Source organism: Mesorhizobium sp. M1273 (assembly GCF_040318195.1).
GTDB lineage: Bacteria > Pseudomonadota > Alphaproteobacteria > Rhizobiales > Rhizobiaceae > Mesorhizobium.
Window position 1 is genome coordinate 88,466 of sequence record NZ_JAMYLV010000008.1, and the last position, 16,277, is coordinate 104,742.

A 16,277-nucleotide genomic window follows, 5' to 3' on the forward strand; every position below is an offset into this window, starting at 1 on the left:
CTGATCCACTCCGCTCTCACTCAGGCGCGTAGGAAAGGCCTGAAGCTTCGTCAGACGCCGTGCGCTCCATCCGCCGGATGGAAAAATGCATCCAGGCAAAACAGGTGGCGACAATGACGAAGAGCAGCATGAAGCAGCTCGACCAGACGCCGGTGAGGTCGTTGAGCACGCCGAAGGCGATTGGCAGGATAAAGCCGCCGAGCCCGCCAATCATGCCGACAACGCCGCCGACCGCGCCGACACTCTGCGGATAGTAAGCCGGGATGTGCTTGTAGACGGCGGCCTTGCCAAGGCTCATGAAGAAGCCGAGCACACAGGCAACGGCTATGAAGGCAAGCGGGCCGATCTCGAAATGGAAGGCGATCGGCCCGCTGATACCGCGCACGACGTAGTCTGCCGAGGGGAGAGACAGAACGAGAGTCGCGACGGCACTGACAGCGAAGGTGCAGTAGAGCACGGTGCGGGCGCCGATCCGGTCGGAAAGCACGCCGCCATAGGCGCGGAAAATACTTGCCGGAATTGAATAGGCCGCGCCAATCATGCCGGCGGTCGCAAGCCCGAAGCCGTAGACGCCGATCAGGTAGCGGGGCAGCCACAGCGAGAGCGCCACGAATGCACCGAAGGCGAAGAAATAATAGAAGGCGAAGCGCCAGACCTGCAGGTTCTTGAGCGGCGCGAATTCCTGCAAGAAGCTTCTCTTGGGCGCTGCCTTGCCGGCGCGGCGCTCGCGGATGACCGGATCGTCGCCAGTCGTGAACCAGAAGACGGCGGCCATGACGACGAGTGCTGCCGCCCAGATCAGCGCGACCGACTGCCAGCCCCAGGAAAGAAGCACGAACGGTGCCAGGAACTTGGTGACCGCGGCGCCGACATTGCCGACACCGAAAATGCCAAGCGCCGTACCCTGCTTGCCGGCCGGGAAGAAGCGCGAGACATAGGCGACACCGACGGCGAAGGAACCGCCGGCGAGCCCAACGCCTAATGCGGCGACCAGCATCTGCCCGTAGGTGTGCGCAAAAGCGAGCAGAAAGGTCGCGACCGCCGCCGCAAGCATGGTCGCGGTGTATACCAGCCGTCCGCCAAAACGGTCGGTCCAGACACCGAGCACCATACGCACGAGCGAGCCGGTGAGGATCGGCGTGCCGACGAGCAGGCCGAACTCCGTCTCGTTCAGCCCCAACTCCTGCTTTATGCGCACGCCGATGATTGAAAAGATCGTCCACACCGCGAAGCAGACGGTGAAGGCGATGGTGGACATGGCAAGCGCCTGCCGGGGAGCGCTGTCCTGGCTGGGCGCGGCTGGGAGATTTGCGGTCATTTTCTGGCTCCGGTTTGCGGCGTGGGAGGCACCGCCCTTGTCTGTTCGTTCGCGACTGTCAGCGGCGCAGCATCGGCGAACTGGTTGAAACCGACCTTTGCGCGGTCACTTCAAGACCCTTGCCGTCAGTCTTGGCGCCGGCGGGAAAGAGGAGGAGCGCGGCGGTGAACAGCGCCGCCGTCAGCGCGCTGGCGGCCAGAAAATCGCGGCGCGTGAAGTCCGCGAGGGACGCGCCAGTTCCGATCCGTTTCGTCATCGTCGTCTCCGGTTGGCGCCGCTTGGGACCAGCGTGTCGATTGCGTCAAAACAAAAAAGCCGCCGGCCAGGTCTTCGCGTCCGGGATTTCGGGAGCGCGTGTGGACCTGAGCGGCAGCTTTGCCTGTGGCGCCCGCCATTGGACGCCGTGTCACTTGGCCCTTGCGGACCCTACATTTTGGAAAGCAGGAAGCGTGCCAATTCGACAGCGCTCTTAATTATAGAATGAAATCAATATGAACCGCAGCCGCGCGACTTTTGACCAAGCTCGGCAGCGGATCAAAGATTAGTCAAAATGCCTTGCACAGCAGCATAATATTTGTGCAATGCGGTAGATTGCCCATTGCCGATGCAGATTTGCCAATGATGATGACGAGTTTCCAATTATGGCCTTACTCCGCCGCTTCGACGAAGCGGTGGCGTTCGTAGAGGAATTTCAGCACCGCCTCGCGGCAGCGCAGGAAGGTGCGGTCGGAGGAAAGCTCAATGCGCCGACGCGGCCGGGCCAGCGGCACGGGAAGAACCTCGCCGATGGTGGCCGCCGGCCCGTTGGTCATCATCACGATGCGGTCGGACAGCAGCACCGCCTCGTCGACATCGTGAGTTATCATGATCGTCGTCGAGCCGAGCCTCGAATGGATATCCATCACCGCGTCCTGAAGATGCGCGCGGGTCAGCGCGTCGAGCGCGCCGAAGGGCTCGTCGAGCAGCAGGATCTTCGGCTCCATGGCCAGCGCCCGGGCGATGCCGACGCGCTGCTTCATGCCGCCCGAAATCTCGGCCGGACGTTTGTCCTTGGCATGCGCCATCTGCACGAGATCGAGATTGCGCATGATCCATTCATGCCGTTCGGCCCGGCTCTTTTTGCCGCCGAAGACCTTGGATACCGCAAGGTTGATGTTTTCGTAGACGGTGAGCCATGGCAGCAGGCTGTGGTTCTGGAACACCACGGCGCGTTCCGGGCCGGGGCTGTCGACCTCCTTGTCTTCGAGCAGGACGGCGCCGGCCGAGACCTTGGTCAGGCCGGCGATCAGGTTGAGCAAGGTCGACTTGCCGCAGCCGGAATGGCCGATGATCGAGACGAATTCGCCCTTGTCGATAGTCAGCCGGATGTCCTTCAGCACGTCGCTGACCTGGCTGCCGCGGGCGAAGGATTTGTTGATGTGGTCGAGTTTCAGATAGGCCGTCATCGTCCCTCTCCTCACTTTGCCGTTGTGCCGCGGGTGACGAAGACGCCGACCGCCGCGACCAGGCGGTCGAGGCAAAAGCCGGTGATGCCGATATAGGCGAGCGCGACAATGATGTCGGGCAGGCGCGACGAGTTCCACGCGTCCCAGATGAAGAAGCCGATGCCGACGCCGCCGGTCAGCATTTCGGCGGCGACGATGGCGAGCCAGGACAGGCCGATGCCGATCCGCAAGCCGGTGAAGATGTAGGGCGCGGCCGCCGGCACCATGATCTTCACAAAGAACTCGAACTGGTTGAGCCGGAGGATACGGGCGACGTTGCGGTAGTCCTCGGGGATGTTGCGGATACCGACCGCGGTGTTGATGATGATGGGCCAGATCGAGGTGATGAAGATGACGAAGATCGCCGACGGGCTGGAATCGCGGAACGCCGCCAGCGACAGCGGCAGCCACGCGAGCGGCGGCACCGTGCGCAGGATCTGGAAGACCGGATCGAGACCGCGCATCGCCCAGATCGACTGGCCGACCAGCGCGCCGAGCGCGACGCCGACGATTGCTGCCAGGCCGAAGCCCATGGCGACGCGCTGCAGCGACATCAGCACCCGCCAGGCGAGTCCGATGTCCTGCGGGCCATTGTCGAAGAACGGGTGGGCGATCAGGTCATAGGCCTCGTTCCACACCTGGCTCGGCGGTGGCAGGCTGGCCGTGGGCGACGAACAGGCGACCTGCCAGACGACGAGCATAATGGTGATGACGATGACCGGCGGCACCAGCGTGCTGGCCAGCTTGGCGGCGACCGCGGCCGGGTCGAAGCGGCGCCGCGCCCTGGCGGTCAAGGCGATGACCTCGGCGGGCTTGGCCGGTGCGGGGAACGGCTTCACCTTGCGGTCCTCGATGGCTTGGATAGACATTTCTCGAAAAACTCCTTGGCGGCAGGTGCAAGGCAGGCGGCGCTGCCACCGCCTGCCGCGCATCCCCCGTCAGGCTCAGGCCGACACCTTGATTTTCAGGCTGTCGAGATAGGCCGACGGGTTCTCCGGATCGAATATCTTGCCGTCGAAGAAGGTTTCAGTGCCTCGCGACGTAGACGCCGGAATATCGGCCGCGGCGACACCAAGATCCTTGGCCGCCTCGCGCCACAGATCCTCACGGTTTACTTGGCCGACCAGTGCTTTGATGTCGGTGGTCGGCGCGAACTTGCCCCAGCGGATATTTTCGGCGAGGAACCAGCTGTCGTGGCTCTTGAAGGGATAGGACACGCCGCCCTTCCAGAACTTCATATAGAGGTCGGTGCCGTTGGCGACGCGGCCATTGCCGTAGTTGATGTCGCCCTTGAGGCGGCCGATGATGTCGGCAGTCGGCACGTTCATCCACTGCCGCTTGCCGATGATGGCGGCCATCTCGTCCTTGTTTTCTTTTGCCTCGCACCATTGCTGGGCTTCCATGACGGCCATCAGGATCGCCTTGGTGGCGTTCGGGTACTTGTCGATAAAGGCGGCGCGCAGGCCGAGCGCCTTTTCCGGATGGCCCTTCCACAGTTCGCCGGTGGTGGCGGCGGTGAAGCCGACGCTCTGGTGGACGAGTTGCTCGTTCCACGGCTCGCCGACACAGAACACGTCCATGTTGCCGACCTTCATGTTGGCGACCATCTGCGGCGGCGGCACGACGATGGTCGAGACGTCCTTGTCGGGATCGATGCCGCCGGCAGCCAGCCAGTAGCGCAGCCAAAGATCGTGCGTGCCGCCCGGGAAGGTCATGGCGGCCTTCACCTCCTTGCCTGCGGCCTTTTTCGCAGCGAAGGCGTCCTTCAGCTTGGAGGCGTCGAGGCCGACGCCGGTGCCGGCATATTCCTGGGCGACGGAAATGCCCTGGCAGTCGTAGTTGAGCCGCGCCACGATCGCCATCGGCAGTGGCTGCTTGTTTTGCGTCACCTTGCCGGTGTGCATCAGATAAGGCATCGGCGTCAGGATATGGGCGCCGTCAATGCCGTTGGCTTCGCCGCCGAGCACCAGATTATCGCGCGTCGCCCCCCAGGAGGCCTGCTTGAGCACCTCGACATCGGGCATGCCGAATTTCTCGAACAGGCCTTTCTCCTTGGCGATCATCAACGGTGCTGCATCAGTCAATGCGATGAAGCCGAGCTTGGCGCCGGTGACTTCCGGCGCGGCGGGCGCCGCATAGGCGCCGGAGGGCAGCAGCGCACGCGCCGCGGCCAGCGTTGCCGCGGTGGCCGCGCTGATCCTCAGGAAATCCCGGCGGCTGATCGCCGTTTGGGCGGAATGGCTATTGGTGCTTTTCGTCATCGTCATCTCCGGTTGGGCGCGGCTTGGGATCGGCGCCGTCGATTGCGTGTTCGACCAAAACAAAAAAAGCCGCCGGCCAGGCCGCGCGCGTCCGTCCATCCGGGATCGCGTGTTGACCTGAGCGGCAGCTTTGCCTGTAGCGCCCGCCATTGGACGCCTATTCCGTGACCCGAGAAGAGTCTGCCTATTACAAAGCAGGAACCGTGCCAGTTTCGGAATGGGTGACAAACATCAATGAGATCAACGGCATGCCACAATCTTCGGCGCGCCGGGCCGCTGGGCGAGCAAGCCAAGGATTGTTCATTAGCGCAGTTGCACGCACATTTTTTGTGCAGCGCACAAGAATGCCGGAGAAATGATCAGGCCTCAGCGCGCGCCAATTTCTGGCCGGCAATGTAGGCGTCGATCTCGTCGGGATCGAATATCTGGCCATCGAAGAAGCCATCGGGACCGAGCACCAGGCTTGCCCCCGCCGAACCGACCGGAGTCGCGGCCTTCAGCGCGCCCTCGACCTTGGCATTGGCACCGGGAAGCGCCACGCCAAGCGGCTTCAACGCCGAGCGGTAGAGATCGGGGCGGTAGCAGTCGCGGGCAATAGCGAGGTTTTCCGGCGTGTGCGGGACATGCCCCCAGCGCACCATCTGCGTGTAGAACCACAGCGCATGGCTCTTCCACGGGAAGTTCGCCGCCTTGTTGAAGGGCAGAAAGAAGTCACCGACGGTGAGTTCGGCGCCGCCGCCGAGCGCCAGATGCCCGCTGAGAATCGGCATCTGCAGCGCCGGCGCAAGCCCGAGGAAGGCCGGCTGCGCCATCAGGGCCGCGAGTTCGTCACGGTTTGCCGGATCCTGGCACCAGCGCGCCGCGTGATGAAGCGCACGCAGCAGGGCTGAAAGCGCGTCCGGCTCTCTTTCCGCCCATGCCTTGCGCACGCCAACGACTTTCTCCGGGCTGGTCTTCCAGATGGCCGCCTTGACCGTGGCGATGCGGCCGGTGCCGGCGACGACCGCGGCACTGTTCCAAGGTTCGCCGACGCAGTAGCCGTCGATCCTGCCGGCGGCGAGCGCGTCGGCCATGAAGGGGGGCGGCACGATGACGATCTCGATTTCACGCGACGGGTCGATGCCGCAGGCGGCGAGCCAGTAGCGCAATTCGTAATTGTGCCCGGAATGCGGATGGACGACGGCGAAGCGCAGCGGATCGCCGCCGCCATTCGCCCGTTCGCGAATCAGCGCTCGCAATGCCTTGCCGGCCCGCGCCGGATCGAGATCGGGTTGGGCGCCGTGCGCGGCCATGCCGGCCCAGACCGCGTTTGAAACCGTCACGCAATTGCCGCCGAGGCCGAGCGAGAACGGCACGACCGTGTCGGAGGCGAGCGGCGTCAGCCCCAGATTGCAGGCGATCGGCATCGGCCCCAGCATGTGCGCCAGATCGAAGTGGCCGATGGCGATGCGGTCGCGGATGTTGGCCCAGGACGTTTCCCGGTTGAGGGTGAGGTCGATGCCTTCGCGCAAAGCAAAGCCGATTTCCTTCGCCGCGACAAGGATGGCGCTGTCGAAGAGCGGCATGAAGCCAGCATTGATCCGGTGCTCGGCCGCCATTCTCAACTCTCCTCGGGATCCAGAAGCCCTGCCGCCGTCACCAGGCTCTGCGCGATTTCGGCGATCTTGCGGTTCTGGTTCATGGCTGTCTTGCGCAGCAGCGTGTAGGCCGCGTCCTCCGACAGGCCGCGCGATTTCATCAGGATGCCCTTGGCGCGATCGATCACCTTGCGGCTCTCCAACTCGCTGCGGGCTTCTTCCAGTTCGCGCGCCATGCGCGAGAAGGCGTTGAAGCGGCTGATCGCCATGTCGAGGATCGGCTTGACCCGCTCCTGGCGCAGGCCGTCGACGACATAGGCCGATACCCCCGCTTCCACCGCAGCTTCGATCGAAGCCTGATCCGAGCGGTCGACGAACATGGCGATCGGCCGCTTCACCACGCGCGAAAGCTGGAACATGTTTTCGAGCATGTCGCGGTTGGGATTTTCGAGATCGATGACGATCACGTCGGGTTCGATCTCGGCGATCCGCCGCGCGATGCCGGCGACGTCGTGGATGACCGTGACCTGCTGATGCCCGGCCTCCCGCAATCCCGCTTCGATTATCGAAGCGCGGATGTGGTTTTCATCGATCACCAGAACAGTGAGGGATTTGCGGATCATGCCGCATTTTGCGCAGGCGAGACGATTGTGCAATGCGGCATGGCGAGATTCACGGAAACAAAGCCGGCGTCCAGGCGCCGCCTGAGGAATTGGACGACGGCCGGCGCCACGAAGTTGACGCCGCGGGCGCCGCACCCGCCTGATCGGCTGCCTGCAGGTCTGTCGGCGCACGGTGATCGCGTCGGGCGGAAGCAGACATCGCAAGCGAGGACTCCGGAGGTCGCGGTTGCGCCCTCAAGCCCCGCCTGGTCGACCAGATAGAAGATCGCATTGGCCTCTCCGCCCGGCATCGTCTCGCTGAACTGGATGCGGCTGTCAGGCTGGATCAGACCGAGCAGGGTCTCCGCGGCACCTCGACGCCGAGGTTGCGCAGATCGTAGCCGTTGCCGCGCCGCGCCGATTTTCTGGAGTGATAACCGCGCTCGCGCGGCGAATTCGTAACCCTACTCGGCGGCCGTCTCCGATGGCGCCTCTGCCGGCCCCGAAGGTTCGGCCTCGGCACGGGGCTTGCGCCGTGAAAACAGCGACCTGAGCGTGACGTAGAACACCGGCGTCAGGAACAGGCCGACGAAGGTGACGCCGAGCATGCCGGAGAATACCGCGGTGCCGAGCGACTGGCGCATTTCTGCGCCCGGTCCCGTTGCGATCATCAGCGGCACGACGCCGAGGATGAATGAGAAGGCGGTCATCAGGATCGGCCGCAGCCTGAGCCGGCAGGCTTCGACGGCAGCCTCGGCGGCCGACAGCCCGCGTTCCTGCGCCTGCCGCGCGAATTCGACGATCAGGATCGCGTTCTTCGCGGCAAGCCCGATCAGCACGATGAGGCCGATCTGCACGAGGATGTTGTTGTCGAGCCCTCGGAAAGACACGCCGAGCAACGCCGCGAGCACGCCGAGCGGCACCACCAGCACAATGGCGAACGGCAGCACCCAGCTTTCATATTGCGCCGCCAGCGCCAGGAACACGAACAGCACCGACAGTCCGAAGATATAGACAGCGGCATTGCCGGTGTTGCGCTCCTGATAGGCGAGTTCGGTCCATTCATAGGAGGTACCGGCCGGCAGCGTCTTTGCCGTGATCCCTTCCATCAATGCCAGCGCGTCGCCCGTGGAAACGCCGGGCGCGGCGTTGCCCTGCAGCGGCACTGAGACGTACATGTTGTAGCGCTGGACCAGCGCCGGGCCGGTGACGTCGCGGATCTCGATCAACGTGCCGAGCGGAACCAGCGCGCCGGTCGCCGAGCGCACCTTCAGTTTCAAGATGTCGGCGCGATCGAGGCGGAACGCCTGGTCGGCCTGCGCCCGCACCTGGTAGACGCGCCCGAACGCGTTGAAGTCGTTGACGTAGGCGGTGCCCAAATTGATCGACAGCGTCTCGAAGATGTTGGGGATCGGCACGTTCAGGATGCGCGCCTTGTCGCGATCGATCGCCAGGAAGAATTGCGGGCTCGACGCGGAGAAGGTGGTGAACACGCCCGTCAGCCCCGGCGTCTTGTTGGCCTTGCCGGCGATTTCGTAGGCAAGCGCCAGGATCTGCCGCATGTCGGCGCTGTTGCGCTCCTGGATCTGCAGCTTGAAGCCGCCGGCATTGCCGACGCCGCGGATCGGCGGCGGTGGCAGTGCGATAATGAAGGCTTCCTTGATGCTTTGCAGGCTGCCGAACAGATTGCCGATGACCTGGGTCGCCGACTGGCCGGCTTTCAGTCGCTCGTCAAACGGCTTGAACCTGGCGAAGATCACGCCCGCGTTGCTGGCGTTGGTGAAGGTCGCGCCGGAGAAGCCGGCGAAGGCGACAGCGTAATCGACGCCTGGCGTTTTCTGGATGATCTGCGACGCCTGCTGGATGACCGAATCGGTCCTCGACAGCGAAGCGCCGTCCGGCAACTGGACGACGACGATCGCATAGCCCTGGTCAAGCGACGGAATGAAACCGCGCGGCACCGCCTGCACCATGTAGACCGTGGCGTAGATGAGGGCCGCGAAAACGGCCAGCATGGCGGCCATCGTTATCCACGAGCCGACCAGCACGCGGATAATGCTCGAATACCAATGGGCGACCCTGTCGAAGCCGCGATTGAAGCCGTCGGCGAGCGCCCGTCCGAACCGCGCCAGGAAAAAGCGCGGCGGCGCCGCCGCGGCGTGATGCGGCTTGAACAGCAGTGCGGCCAGCGCCGGCGAAAGCGTCAGCGAATTGAATGCCGAGATCGCCGTCGACACCGCGATGGTGATAGCAAACTGCAGATAGAACTGCCCAGAAATGCCGGGGATGAAGGCTGTCGGCACGAACACGGCTATCAGCACCAGCGAGATCGCGATGACGGCCGTTCCGACTTCGTCCATGGTCAGGTGCGACGCCGGACTGGGCGCCAGCCCTCTGGCGATATTGCGCTCGACGTTTTCGACCACGACGATCGCATCGTCGACGACGATGCCGATCGCCAGAACGAGGCCGAACAGCGTCAGCATGTTGAGCGAGAAGCCGGCGGCGTAAAGTACCGCCAGCGTGCCGATCAGCGACACGGGAATCGCCACGATCGGCACGATCGCCATGCGCCACGATTGCAGGAAGACGATGATGACGATGATGACCAGCAGCATCGCCTCGAGGATCGTCTTGTAGACCTCCTGGATCGACTCGGCGACGAACTCGGTCGGATTGTAGACGATGTCGTAGCTCAACCCCTTCGGGAAGTCGCGGGAAAGCTCCTTCATCTTGTCCTGGATCTCCGCGGCTGCGGCGAGCGCATTGGTGCCCGGCCGCTGGAAGATGGCGAGCGCCACCGCCGGTTTGCCGTTGAGATAGGAGTTGGTGACGTAATCCTTGGCGCCGAGCTCGATGCGCGCCACGTCCTGGAGCGAGATCAGGCGGCCGTCGTCGGTCGATTTGACGATCACGTATCGGAAGTCGCGTGCGTCGTTGAAGCGGCCTTGCGTTGTGACCGTGTACTGGAACGCCGTGCCGGTGCTGGTCGGCGGCGCGCCGATCGAGCCGCCCGACACCTGGACATTCTGGTCGCGCAGCGCCTGCACCACATCGCCCGAGGTCATCCCCAGGGCGGACAGTTTTTCCGGATCGAGCCAGATGCGCAGCGAATATTCGCGTTCGCCGAAGATGATGAGGTCGCCGACGCCGTCTAGTCTGAGCAATATGTCGCGCACCCGCGAGCGGGCGTAGTTCGAGACGTAGAGTTGGTCGTAGGTATTGTCGGGCGACAGCATGTGCACGACCATCATCAGGTCGGGCGAGGTCTTGGTGGTGGTGATGCCGAGGCGGCGGACTTCTTCGGGCAGGCGTGGCTCGGCGACCGACACGCGGTTCTGCACCAGCACCTGCGCCTGGTCGAGATCGGTGCCCAGCTTGAAGGTGATGGTCAGCGCCATCGCCCCGTCGCCCGACGAATAGGACGACATGTAGAGCATGCCCTCGACGCCGTTGATCTCCTGCTCGATCGGCGTTGCCACCGTCGCTGCGACCGTCTCGGCGTCGGCGCCCGGATACTGGGCGCGAACGACGATGGTCGGCGGCGCGATCTCGGGATATTGCGCGACCGGCAGCTGGGTATAAGCAATCCCGCCGAGGATCAGCAGGACGATCGAAACGACCGATGCGAAGATCGGACGGTCGACGAAGAAATGTGCGAACCTCATTGCTGCAACTCGGCGGTCTCGGCCCTGGGCGGCAACGTCACCATCTCGACCTTGACCTTGGTGCCGGGCCTGGCGTGCATCAGCCCGTTGACGATGATCGTCTCATCGCCGGTCAGGCCCTGGCGGATCACCCGGTAGCCGTCGAGAAGCGGGCCGGTGCGCACGGGCTTCGCCGACACCATCCCGGCCTCATCCACCAGGAACACGATGCGGCGATCCTGATCGGCGCCGATCGCCTCGTCGGGCACCAGCACGCCGCTATGCGGCAGCGACCCCGGCACGTTGATGCGCCCGAACATGCCTGGCTGGAGAATGCCGTCGGCGTTGGGAAACCTTGCACGCACCCGCATGGTGCCGGTCGCGTTGTCGATCCGGTTCTCGGCAAAATCGAGCTTGCCTTTGAATACCGCCTCCGCGCGGTCGGCGACGCGAACCACCACCTCAAGCCCGCCGGCGCCTTCCTGCATGCTGCCGCCGCGCTCCTTCGCGTCGCGGGCGTAGCTGAAATACAGGCGCTCATCGACGTCGAAATAGAAGTCGATCGGATCGCGCGTAACGATGGTCGTCAGCAAGGTGGAATCCGGCTGCACGAGGTTGCCGACCGACACCAGCCGGCGGTCGATGCGGCCGGACAAGGGCGCCTTGATTTCGGTGAATTCCATGTTCAGTCTGGCCGTCGTCAGCGCAGCCGTCGCGCCCTGCATCTGCGCCTGCGCCGAAAGGTATTCCCGCCGGCGGTCGTCGACCGTCGCGGTTGAGATATTGCCGGTCTTGGCGAGTTCGTCGGCGCGATCCAGCTGCATCTTGGAGAATTCGAGCAGACTCTTGGCGACGTCCACTTGCGACTTGGCGGCATCATAAGCCGCCTGGTACGGACGCTGATCGATGGTGAAGAGCAGGTCGCCCTTGTTGACCAGTGCGCCGTCCTGGAAGCTGACCTTGTCCAGATAGCCGCTGACGCGCGAACGGATGGCGACCTGGTCGAGGGCTTCGAAGCGCCCGACGAACTCGTCGTCTTCGACGATTTCACGGACCACCGGCTTGGCCGCCGTCACCACGGGTAACTGTTGGTCCTGCGCAAACGCAGTGCTGCTGAAAGCCATGCCGAGCAGGAATGCCGCCGACACGGCGGCGCGGGTAAGCCAGCCGGCCGATCGACAGGGTCGCCCGTCCGCGTCGCGATGCAATTGCCCATTCTCTTGGGTGTCCATTTGCGTCCTCGCTCGCTGGACCCGGAGGTCGATTGATCCGCTTCTACGCTCAGGCTTTTCGTCGAAATCAGAGCACTACAGTGTTGTGCATGGCAACATGATCATTTTCGATGTGGGCTGAAATGTCCACCCTGTGGCTGCCCCGCCACCCGCCACTTGCGATGCAGATCCACCAGGCGGTCCGGGGATGCCATTGAGAGGGGGCGGCTAGACCTGGGAACAGACCTTGGTCCCGTCGGGCTGAACGTCCGCAATCCTTCTTCAAACGTTAAAGCCGCCATTTCGCTATCGGCCCCAAACGCGACGTCTGAGTACTGGTTCGGCGATGAACACTCTGGCGCTTGCTGATGTTGAGCGACGTCAGCTTTCGCCCAAACCGCGTCAGCCCTTACACCACCAACCTCCCCTGCTCCGCGTCCTCTGCATTGGGATCGCCCGGCGCGGTCGCCCAGGCGAGCTCCACCAGCGTCACCGTCCGCCTTCCAACCCCGTCGAGCTGGCAGACGATCAGCCCCTGCTCCTCGATATATATCAGCAGGCGCCGGGCGCGGCGTAGCGAGTGCGAGCCGTAGGCGCGGGCGATCGCCGCGTCGCTCGGGCAGGGCCAGCCCTCCTTGGCGGCGCGGGCGATCATCATGAACACGCCTTGCATGTCCTCGGGGAGCAGCGAGGCGCGCGCCGAGACGTCCTGCCAAGCGTCATCGCCTGCCATGTCGGAGCCGAGGCCGGCGCGGGCGCGGGTCAGCATGCGGCGGAACTCCGGCAGGTCCGGCACGACCGAGGCGAGGCCCTCGATGCGGCAGCGGACCACGAACTCCTGATAAAGCACGCCGATGACCCGGAAGCCGGCATCGGGTTGCGCCAGCACGGCGCGCAGCACCCGGTCGACGCGCTCGCGGCGCTCCGCCAAATCCTCGGCGCTGATCGGCGGCTCCACCGCTTCGGGGCGGATTTCCAGCGCCGCCGATTTCGCCGCCATCAGCTGGTCGAGCAGGTCCGGCGACGACCGGCGCTGCGGCCGGACGGTTTCGGGCGGCGGGGCCGCCAGGATGATCGCGCGCGCGTCCTCCAACGCCGATTCCGGCAGCGGCATCAGGCGCGGGGTCGCGTTGCGCGGACTTGTATCGGTCGGGCCGATCCGCAAGCCCAGCGGACGGCGCGACAGCGCCGGGCCGAGCGCCATGAATTGCCCGCGCTCGAGGTCGCGAAAAGCCTCCGCCTGGCGCCGCTCCATGCCGAGCAGGTCGGCGGCGCGCGCCATGTCGATATCGAGAAAGGTCCGGCCCATGAGGAAATTGGAAGCCTCGGCCGCGACGTTCTTGGCAAGCTTGGCCAGCCGCTGGGTGGCGATGATGCCGGCCAGCCCGCGTTTGCGGCCGCGGCACATCAAATTGGTCATGGCGCCGAGCGAGAGCTTGCGCGCCTCGTCGGAAACCTCGCCGGCGACAGCCGGCGCGAACAGCTGCGCTTCGTCAACCACCACCAGCATCGGGTACCAGTGGTCGCGGGCGACCTCGAAAAGCCCGCCGAGAAAGGCGGCGGCGCGCCGCATCTGGTTCTCGGCGTCGAGCCCCTCGAGATTGAGCACCGTGGAGACGCGGTGGATGCGCGCCCGCTCGCCGGCGCTCTGCAGGCCGCGCTCGGTATGCTCCTCGGCGTCGATCACCAGGTGGCCGAAACGGTCGCCCAGCGTCACGAAGTCGCCTTCGGGGTCGATGATGGTCTGCTGCACCCAGGGCGCGCTCTGCTCCAAGAGCCGGCGCAGCAGGTGGGACTTGCCGGAGCCCGAATTGCCCTGCACCAAAAGGCGGGTCGCCAGCAGCTCCTCGAGATCCAGCGCCGCCGGGGCGCCTGCGCTCGTCTGGCCCATCTCGATCGCAACGGTCATGTCTCGACTCTCCTTGCGGAGAGGGCTTATCAATCGCATCACAGCCCGTCGAGCGCGGCATGGCCGGCGCTCCGTGTTGCGCACAGGCTGGATGTCGCGGACGATCGAGGATACGGAACGTACCGTTTCGATTCGATGAGGCTTGTCTCCTCAGGTCGAAAACCGGTACCCGCCTTTCACCGGCTGGGCCTGCCTGGCTTTCTGCGAGCCGGCGCGCGCGGCCGCTGCAAGAATGCTCTCCACAAGATCCTTGTCGCGCAGCGGTTTGCCGAGCAGCGGCACGTCGGGGGGCCGGCCGGCGATCGCGTCGGCATCGGCATATCCGGTTATCATCACCGCCGGCCAATCGGCCCGCAGATTGCGGGCGAACCGAATGACCTCCAGGCCCGAGACGAGCGGCATGGCAAAATCGGTGACGATGACATCGAAATCGTACGGCGCGCGCTCGATCATCGCCAGCGCTTCGGCACCGCCCGCGGCACAGGTAACCGCAAAGCCGTGTTGGCGAAGCGATTGCGCCGTCAGTTCCCGCAGTACGTTGCTGTCGTCGATCAGCAGGACCGATGGATAGTCCTCGCCGGCATTCACGACGCTGTCGTCGGCATCGGATTTCTCGGGGATTTCGACCGGACGCTCGATTGAACGCGGCAGCCAGAGCTGGACGGATGTTCCACTGCCGACGGTGCTTTCAATGCGAAGCGTGCCGCCCGATTGCTTGACGAAACCATGCACCGTGCTCAGACCGAGGCCAGTGCCCTTGCCGACCGGTTTTGTGGTGAAGAACGGTTCGACGACCTTGGCGAGAATGTCAGCCGGTATGCCCGACCCGGTGTCCTTGACGGTGACCACGACATAGTCGCCCGCCGAAATATCCTCGGCTGCACGGCCTAGCGTTCGATTTTGCGCCTCCACGATTATCGTGCCGCCGGACGGCATGGCATCGCGCGCGTTGAAGACCAGGTTCATCAGCGCGAGCTCCAGCTGGCTGGCATCGACATGCGCCGGCCACACAGTGTCGTCGACAAGCCAATCGAAACGGATCAGGCCGCCCAGGACCGGGGCCACCAACCCGTTCATTGTATCGCCGAGCGCGGCGAGGCGCACGGCCTGCGGCCTCAGCGTCTGGCGGCGCGAGAACGCAAGCATGCGGTTGACGAGCTCGGCGCCTTGTTTTGCCGACCGGCGTGTCAGTTCCAGAACCTGCCTGGTCTGTCCATCGAACTCGGCGTGGCGCTCGAGCAATCCCAATCCGCTGAGAATTGCGGCAAGCAGATTGTTGAAATCATGCGCCAGCCCGCCGGTAAGCTTGCCGATCGCGTCGAGGCGCTGCGATTGCAGCAGCTGGTTCTCAAGCTCGCGCCGCTCGGTAACGTCCAGCAACGTGCCGAGGATCTCAGGCTCTTCGCCGTCGGAGCCATTCGACAGGACGCCCTGGTCGAGAAAAATCCGGTAATTGCCGTCGGCGCATTGCCAGCGGAATTCGCAGGTGTAGGAGCCGGCGGCCTTGGTTGCGAGCAGGACCTCCCTCACTCTCGGCAGATCGTCGGGATGAACCCGGCTCAGGCCGAAGCCTGGATCGGCGATCAGCCGTTCGGCAGGAAAGCCGGTCAGGCGTTCGACCCCTTCGGTGACAAAGCTGGCGCCGAACGGCGGCTCCGCCGCCCTTGCGTGGAAGCAGACCGGAAGAGAGCTCAAAATGGCATGCTGCCGCTCCTGGGCGCTGCGCAGGGCTCGCTCGGCCTCGAGCTTTTCCTTCTGCGCCTGCAGTGCCTGGGCCAGCAGCCGTTGCTCGGCAGCCGCCTTTTGCTGGATTTCCAGCGTCTTCTCATGAAGTTCGACGAACACGGCGACCTTGGAACGCAGCATGGCCTGGTCGAAAGGCTTGAACACGTAATCGACCGCGCCGGCGTCGTAGCCGCGCAGCATGTGCGCGTCTTCCTTGTTGATGGCGGTGAGAAAAATTATCGGCGTTCGCCTGGATTGCTCGCGCTGGCGGATCAATCCCGCGGTCTCGTAGCCATCCAGCCGGGGCATCAGCACATCCAGCAGGATGACTGCGAAATCCTCCTTCAGCAGTGCGCGCAACGCCTCTTCGCCCGACTGCACGCAGACGACTTCACCGATAGGGGCCAGAACCTCGCCGATCGCCAGCAGATTGCGCTCGTCGTCATCCACGGCCAGGATGCGCGCCTTTGCCGGCCCTGCTGCCGGCGCCATAACCTCCAGCTTCCTTGCTCCGTTTCTCGACAGTTTCTGCATCGAGCGGCC

Annotated in this window: 11 protein-coding genes; all 11 read right to left on the bottom strand. The window is 64.5% G+C overall.

What is annotated here, in order from left to right; translation table 11 throughout:
• Nucleotides 1-16: 16 nt before the first annotated feature.
• The 11 genes from NKH30_RS11525 to NKH30_RS11575 all read right to left on the bottom strand — a co-directional run bounded on the left by NKH30_RS11525 (nucleotide 17) and on the right by NKH30_RS11575 (nucleotide 16,226).
• Nucleotides 17-1,318, bottom strand: a complete 1,302-nt coding sequence (locus NKH30_RS11525) for an MFS transporter (RefSeq protein ID WP_352995494.1) — start codon at nucleotides 1,316-1,318, stop codon at nucleotides 17-19.
• A 58-nt stretch (nucleotides 1,319-1,376) separates the two neighbouring features.
• A complete protein-coding gene (locus NKH30_RS11530; RefSeq protein ID WP_352469909.1) occupies nucleotides 1,377-1,574 on the bottom strand; it encodes a twin-arginine translocation signal domain-containing protein in 198 nt (65 codons plus the stop codon).
• Between the two features lie 391 nt (nucleotides 1,575-1,965).
• On the bottom strand, nucleotides 1,966-2,763 hold the full coding sequence (locus NKH30_RS11535) for an ABC transporter ATP-binding protein (protein ID WP_352681456.1): 798 nt from the start codon (nucleotides 2,761-2,763) through the stop codon (nucleotides 1,966-1,968).
• An 11-nt stretch (nucleotides 2,764-2,774) separates the two neighbouring features.
• A complete protein-coding gene (gene ntrB, locus NKH30_RS11540; protein WP_352995496.1) occupies nucleotides 2,775-3,671 on the bottom strand; it encodes a nitrate ABC transporter permease in 897 nt (298 codons plus the stop codon).
• A gap of 75 nt (nucleotides 3,672-3,746) precedes the next feature.
• Nucleotides 3,747-5,063 carry a CmpA/NrtA family ABC transporter substrate-binding protein gene (locus NKH30_RS11545; RefSeq protein WP_352681459.1) on the bottom strand — a complete coding sequence of 439 codons (1,317 nt, stop codon included), beginning with the start codon at nucleotides 5,061-5,063 and terminating at the stop codon, nucleotides 3,747-3,749.
• A 359-nt stretch (nucleotides 5,064-5,422) separates the two neighbouring features.
• Nucleotides 5,423-6,661, bottom strand: a complete 1,239-nt coding sequence (locus NKH30_RS11550; RefSeq protein WP_352681461.1) for a CmpA/NrtA family ABC transporter substrate-binding protein — start codon at nucleotides 6,659-6,661, stop codon at nucleotides 5,423-5,425.
• A gap of 2 nt (nucleotides 6,662-6,663) precedes the next feature.
• A complete protein-coding gene (locus NKH30_RS11555) occupies nucleotides 6,664-7,263 on the bottom strand; it encodes an ANTAR domain-containing response regulator (RefSeq protein WP_023676288.1) in 600 nt (199 codons plus the stop codon).
• 443 nt (nucleotides 7,264-7,706) lie between these two features.
• Nucleotides 7,707-10,910: an efflux RND transporter permease subunit gene (locus NKH30_RS11560; RefSeq protein ID WP_352540391.1), complete on the bottom strand. Its 3,204-nt coding sequence runs from the start codon at nucleotides 10,908-10,910 to the stop codon at nucleotides 7,707-7,709.
• Nucleotides 10,907-12,013 (bottom strand): efflux RND transporter periplasmic adaptor subunit, encoded by a 1,107-nt coding sequence (locus NKH30_RS11565; RefSeq protein ID WP_352470181.1) that lies wholly within the window; start codon nucleotides 12,011-12,013, stop codon nucleotides 10,907-10,909. The genes NKH30_RS11560 and NKH30_RS11565 overlap by 4 nt, the downstream gene beginning before the upstream one ends.
• 496 nt (nucleotides 12,014-12,509) lie before the next feature.
• Complete coding sequence (locus NKH30_RS11570) at nucleotides 12,510-14,009, bottom strand: helicase HerA domain-containing protein (RefSeq protein ID WP_352813848.1); 1,500 nt, start codon at nucleotides 14,007-14,009, stop codon at nucleotides 12,510-12,512.
• Between the two features lie 150 nt (nucleotides 14,010-14,159).
• Nucleotides 14,160-16,226 carry a PAS domain-containing hybrid sensor histidine kinase/response regulator gene (locus tag NKH30_RS11575; protein ID WP_352995499.1) on the bottom strand — a complete coding sequence of 689 codons (2,067 nt, stop codon included), beginning with the start codon at nucleotides 16,224-16,226 and terminating at the stop codon, nucleotides 14,160-14,162.
• Nucleotides 16,227-16,277: the final 51 nt, after the last annotated feature.